Source organism: Nocardiopsis sp. TNDT3, from assembly GCF_003427465.1.
Classification (GTDB): domain Bacteria; phylum Actinomycetota; class Actinomycetes; order Streptosporangiales; family Streptosporangiaceae; genus Nocardiopsis; species Nocardiopsis dassonvillei.
On record NZ_QPFC01000125.1, the window covers coordinates 1 to 4,929 of the forward strand.

At 73.4% G+C, this 4,929-nt stretch carries 3 protein-coding genes; all 3 read right to left on the reverse strand.

Annotation, left to right across the window (positions count from 1 at the left end; translation table 11 throughout):
• Positions 1–38: 38 nt before the first annotated feature.
• Positions 39–2,072 (reverse strand): CocE/NonD family hydrolase, encoded by a 2,034-nt coding sequence (locus DQW06_RS03465; RefSeq protein WP_013153930.1) that lies wholly within the window; start codon positions 2,070–2,072, stop codon positions 39–41.
• On the reverse strand, positions 2,072–3,370 hold the full coding sequence (locus DQW06_RS03470) for an acetyl-CoA carboxylase biotin carboxylase subunit family protein (RefSeq protein ID WP_117197947.1): 1,299 nt from the start codon (positions 3,368–3,370) through the stop codon (positions 2,072–2,074). Before DQW06_RS03470 ends, DQW06_RS03465 begins: the two co-directional genes overlap by 1 nt.
• Before the next feature lie 209 nt (positions 3,371–3,579).
• The coding region (locus DQW06_RS03475) for a carboxylesterase/lipase family protein (RefSeq protein ID WP_117197948.1) at positions 3,580–4,929 on the reverse strand (1,350 nt) is incomplete at its 5' end.

The window sequence follows — 4,929 nt, forward strand, 5'->3', positions numbered from 1 at the left end:
GGCGGGGACCGGTCGCACCCGACCGGTCCCCGCCCGGGTCAGACGTGGTCCCGCGGGATCACCGAGGTGTAGATCTTGGTGGCCACGCGCCGCGTGCCCTCGTAGGCGTCCAACGTCGCGTGCAGGTGGAAGTCGGTCGCCGTGGACGTGAGCACCGTGTGGGTCCTGGTCCGCACGGACCAGTCGCCGCGGGCGAAGCCCATCGTCCACACCGCCTCGCCACGGACCGAGTCGTGGTCGTCGCCGACCCTGCTGTAGCGCTCCTCCGCCCGACGGGTCACCTCCAGGCCGATGTCGTCGAAGCGCACCGTCCCCAGGTCCTTGACCACCTCCAGCGCGGCCCCGTAGCGCACCAGGTCCTGGGTCAGGTCCCACCGCTCCTCGCCCGGAGCGATCCGGCTCGTCGCGATCGGGGCGGTGCCCTCGGGCTCCCCGAAAGCGGCCACACCCCGCCCGTCACCACCGCCCTCGACCGGACGCACCGGAAGCAGCACACGGGTGTGCTCCCCCTGGAACACCGAGAGGGTCACCGGCTCGGGCGAGGGCCACACCAGCGGCCAGTAGGAGGTGGAGACCGAGACCCGCACCCGGTGCCCGGCCGGGAATGCCTGGGCCACACCGTTGAGGGGGACCGACACGCGGTACCGGCGCCCGGGCACGAGCTTGCGCGGCCTCTCGTGGCCGTCGGCGTGGGTGAGGTTGAGCAGCCCGTAGGTCACCCGCGTGGCCTGCCCCTGGGGCGCGACGTCGCACAACCGCACCGCGACCATCGCGTCGGGCCGGTCCACCGCCAGTTCGAGTTCGACCACCGCGGAGCCGAGGATCTCCAAGCGCCGGGGAAGCGGCACGCTGTCGAAGACGATGGACCCGCCGTCGTCCTCGCGCTGGTCGTAGGGCAGGTCCGGAGGGGCGTTGTACGAACACCACTTGCCCGCGTGCTGTCCGGTGGACAGCGGGGAGGACAGGGTCAGCACGTCCTCCCGCCCCGAGGGCTCCCCCTCCGCGAGCACCCGGCCCGCGCCCAGGTCGCGCGGTACCAGCGCGACCTCCGGCGAGGGCCACTCCCGCTCACCGACCCAGCGCCCCGGCCGGGCCTCGTAGGAGGTGGAGGGCGCCACGCTCTCCTGCATCCAGGCCCGCAGGACGGGCGCGTCCATCACGTCGTTGTCCACGCCCTTGAGCCAGCGGTCCCACCAGCGCACCACCTCCTGGAGGAAGCCGATGGCGGGGCCGGGCTGGCCCAGGTGCGGGTACTTGTGCGACCAGGGGCCCAGCAGGCCCAGACGGGGGACGCTCAACCCCTCCAGCAGCCGGAAGACCGAGTTGGAGTAACCGTCGGCCCACCCGCTGACGGCCATGACGGGCACCCGGATCGCGTCCAGGTCCTCGGCCACCGAACCGTGCCTCCAGTACGCGTCCCGGTGCTGGTGGCGCAGCCAGGTGTCGAGCCACAGGCCGCTGTGCTCCAGCCGCTCGTGCCACATGTCGCGCCAGCGCTCACCGACCAGCTCCGGATCGGGCGGGCAGGAGTTGTAGGCGAACATCGTGGAGGCCCACGACAGGTTGTCCCCCAGCAGGCACCCGCCCATGTAGTGCACGTCGTCGGAGTAGCGGTCGTCGGTGGAGCAGGCGGTCACGATCGCCCGCAGGCTCTCCGGCCGCCGCGCGGCGACCTGGAGGGCGTTGAACCCGCCCCAGGAGATACCCATCATTCCGGTGCGGCCGTCGCACCAGGGCTGCTCGGCGAGCCAGGCCAGCACCTCCTCCGCGTCCAGGAGCTCGCGTTCGAGGTACTCGTCGGTGAGCACCCCCTCGGAGTCGCCGCTGCCGCGCAGGTCCACGCGGGCGCACGCGTACCCGTGCCCGGCCATGTAGGGGTGGTGCACCGAGTCGCGCTGCGCGGTCAGGTCGCGCCTGCGGTACGGGATGAACTCCAGGACCGCCGGCACCGGGGCCTCCTCGCTCCCCACCGGACGCCAGATCCGCGCGGCCAGCCGGACCCCGTCGCTGATCGGGATCAGGACGTACTCGTCCTCGCGGACCTCGTGGGGCAGGTCGCTGACGGTCCTCATCACCGGACCCCCTCCTGTCGGACGTCGTCGGTGTCATGGACCGTGAAGGGCAGTTCCGCCACGCAGGCCCGGTACCTGCGCTCGCACTCCTCGCTGTCCCCGCCGCCCACGAACACCTGGGCCAGCTCGAAGCTGTAGCTGTCCTGGAGGGGCAGGTCGGAGAGCCGCTGGCCCTGGCGCGCGACGATCTCCACCTTCGTACCCGGCGCCGTCTTCTCCGCACGCGCGACGTCCTCGGCGGTGGGCACCGCCGCGACGAAGCCGTCGCGGAAGCGGCGCAGGAACCACTTGGCGGCCACCGCGTACCGCCCGCCGCGCTCCAGCTCGGGCTCCTCCCCCAGCGCGACCCTCAGGCAGATCTCGTGGTTGGACACCCCGCGCACCAGTTCGAACAGCCTGGCGTGCGACTGGGAGTGGCGCGGGTTGATCTCCAGGAGCCGGACGTCGCCGCTGCGCGGATCGTGGAAGTACTCGATGTTGAAGGTGACGTCGTCCAGGCCGATCCGGGAGATCACCCGTTCGGACAGCTCGGTCAGGCGCGCGCCGACCTCTTCGGGCACCCTGGACGGGTACTCGTAGCACAGGAAACTGGACGTGCCCGGATAGCGGTGGGAGTCGACGATCCCGTAGACGTGGGGAACGCCCCGACGGACGTAGCCCTCGACGGTGAGCTGGTCGCCCGTGGCCTCCTCCTCGGCCAGCGCGGCCGTGCCCCCGCACCCGGCCACCTCCGGGGGCAGCCGCAGCAGGTCCATCACCCACTGGAAGGACGTGCCGAAGCGTCCGGCGCCCGCCCTGATCCGGTCCATCGCCGCACGGAACTCGGCGTCGTCGGCGGCGCGGAAGGCCAGTTCGGAGGAGCACGACTTCACCGGCTTGACCCACAGCGGGTAGGACAGCCCCTCCGGTTTGGCCGTGGTGTCGAGGCCGACCTCGGCGAACCGGGGAACGGCCTCGGGGATGACGGCGCGCTGCTCCAGACGGCTCCAGTACTTGTGCTCGCACCGGACGACGGCTTCCAGGGGCGCGCACGACAGCCCCCGGTCCCGGCACAGCAGCGGCACCAGCGAGCTGACCGGGAAGTCCCAGAACCCGATGACCGCGTCGACCCCCTCCCCGAAGGAGTCGAGCCTCCCTGCGGCCAGGGCCAGGACCGCGGGCAGGTCCACCGGCCGGTCCTGGCCGATCTCGTCGAGGTCGAGCAGTTGGAGGAAGCGGTAGCCGCGTTCGGCGGGCAGCGAGCGCAGGACCTCCCGGTTCTGGTCGTCGAGCCCCAGGACGAAGACGTTCGTGGTCATCGGGCACCTCCGGCGGGGTGGTGCCAGCCGGCGGCCACGCCCCCGCACCGCAGACCCGGTGCGCCCCGGCCACCGGCGCCACCCATTCCTACCTGTGAGGATGCCCCTCTCCCCCACCCGTCCCGACCGGACCGCGAGGCGTTTTCCCAACCTTTACCGGCCGCGGGTCGAAGCGGGACGGCGCACCGGCCGCCGCGCGGGGAGCCCGCCTACCGGGGAGCCAGGGCCACCCCGGCCCACAGCGCGCGCACCGGCGAGGAGTCACTGGCGTGCAGCAGGTCGTCGGCGTCCCATACCTTGACCGCGGTGGCCCCGGCCGTCACCGCGGGCCAGCCCGGGTCCCCCGTGGCGGCGAAGTCGCGCCAGGCCGCGACCATCCGCCCCGACAGCGCCCGGTGGGCCTCGCTGGGCTCGCCGTCGAGCAGGAACCGCCCGAAGTCGGTGTCCAGGTTGCCGAACGCGAACGGCAGGTCGAAGGCGTGGCAGGCCCCCAGGCGCCCCTCCATGGCCGGGCTCTCCGCGGCCAGCCGGAAGAAGTGGGCGCGGCCCCCGGCCGCGGCGTGCGCCTCGGCGAAGCGCACCGTGTACTCGCAGAACAGCGCGTCGCCCTGGATCGCGGCGAACAGCTCGCGCAGCGTGGCCCCGGGATGCACCGACCGGTAGGCGGCCACCGCGTCCTCCCCCAGCCCCAGGCGGGAGGCGGTCACCGCCAGGGCGGACTCGTCGTCGATCTCCACGCTCTGCCCCAGCTCGGTGAACAGCCGGTACTCGTGGGCGTTGTGGCCGACCAGCAGGTCCACCCCCGAGGCGGCACCGCGCGCGACCGCCTCCAGCGGGGCCTCGGGCAGGTCGGGCCCGCCGACCACGGGAGCGAAGCAGGTGAAGGGCTTGGTGCGCACGCCCCCCGAGCCGCCGGAGGGGGCGGAGTCGAGCACCGCGTCGGTGGCCTCCAGGAGCTTCTCCGGTGCCAGCGCGGCCAGGGCCTCCGCCTCCAGCGGCACGCCCGCGGCCGCGGCGATCCGCTCGGAGACCAGCCGCGCGGTGTCCGGGGTGAGCATGTCCCCCGGCACGCTGTGCGCGATCGCGCGCCGGAAGAGGCCCCGGGCCCGCGGCGAGGCCATCAGGCACGCGACCGAACCGGCCCCGGCGGACTCCCCCGCCACCGTCACGTTGTCGGGGTCTCCCCCGAAGGCGGAGACGTTCTCCCGCACCCACCGCAGGGCGGCGGCCTGGTCGAGCAGACCGCGGTTGTCGGGGCGGCCGGGCACGTGACCGAAGCCCTCGAAGCCCAGGCGGTAGTTGATCCCCACCACGACCAGGCCGCTCTCGGCGAGCCGGGTGCCGTCGTAGGTGATCTCGGAGGCCGCTCCGACGATGTAGGCACCCCCGTGGATCCACACCAGCACGGGGGCGCGGTCGCCCTCGCGGGCGGCGGTCCACACGTTGAGCGACAGGCAGTCCAGGGACGTCCCCGGGGTCCAGGGCGCCGCGCCCAGGAGCTGGTTCCCCTGCGGGGGCGGAGGGCCGAAGGAGGTGCAGTCGCGGACGCCGTCCCAGGG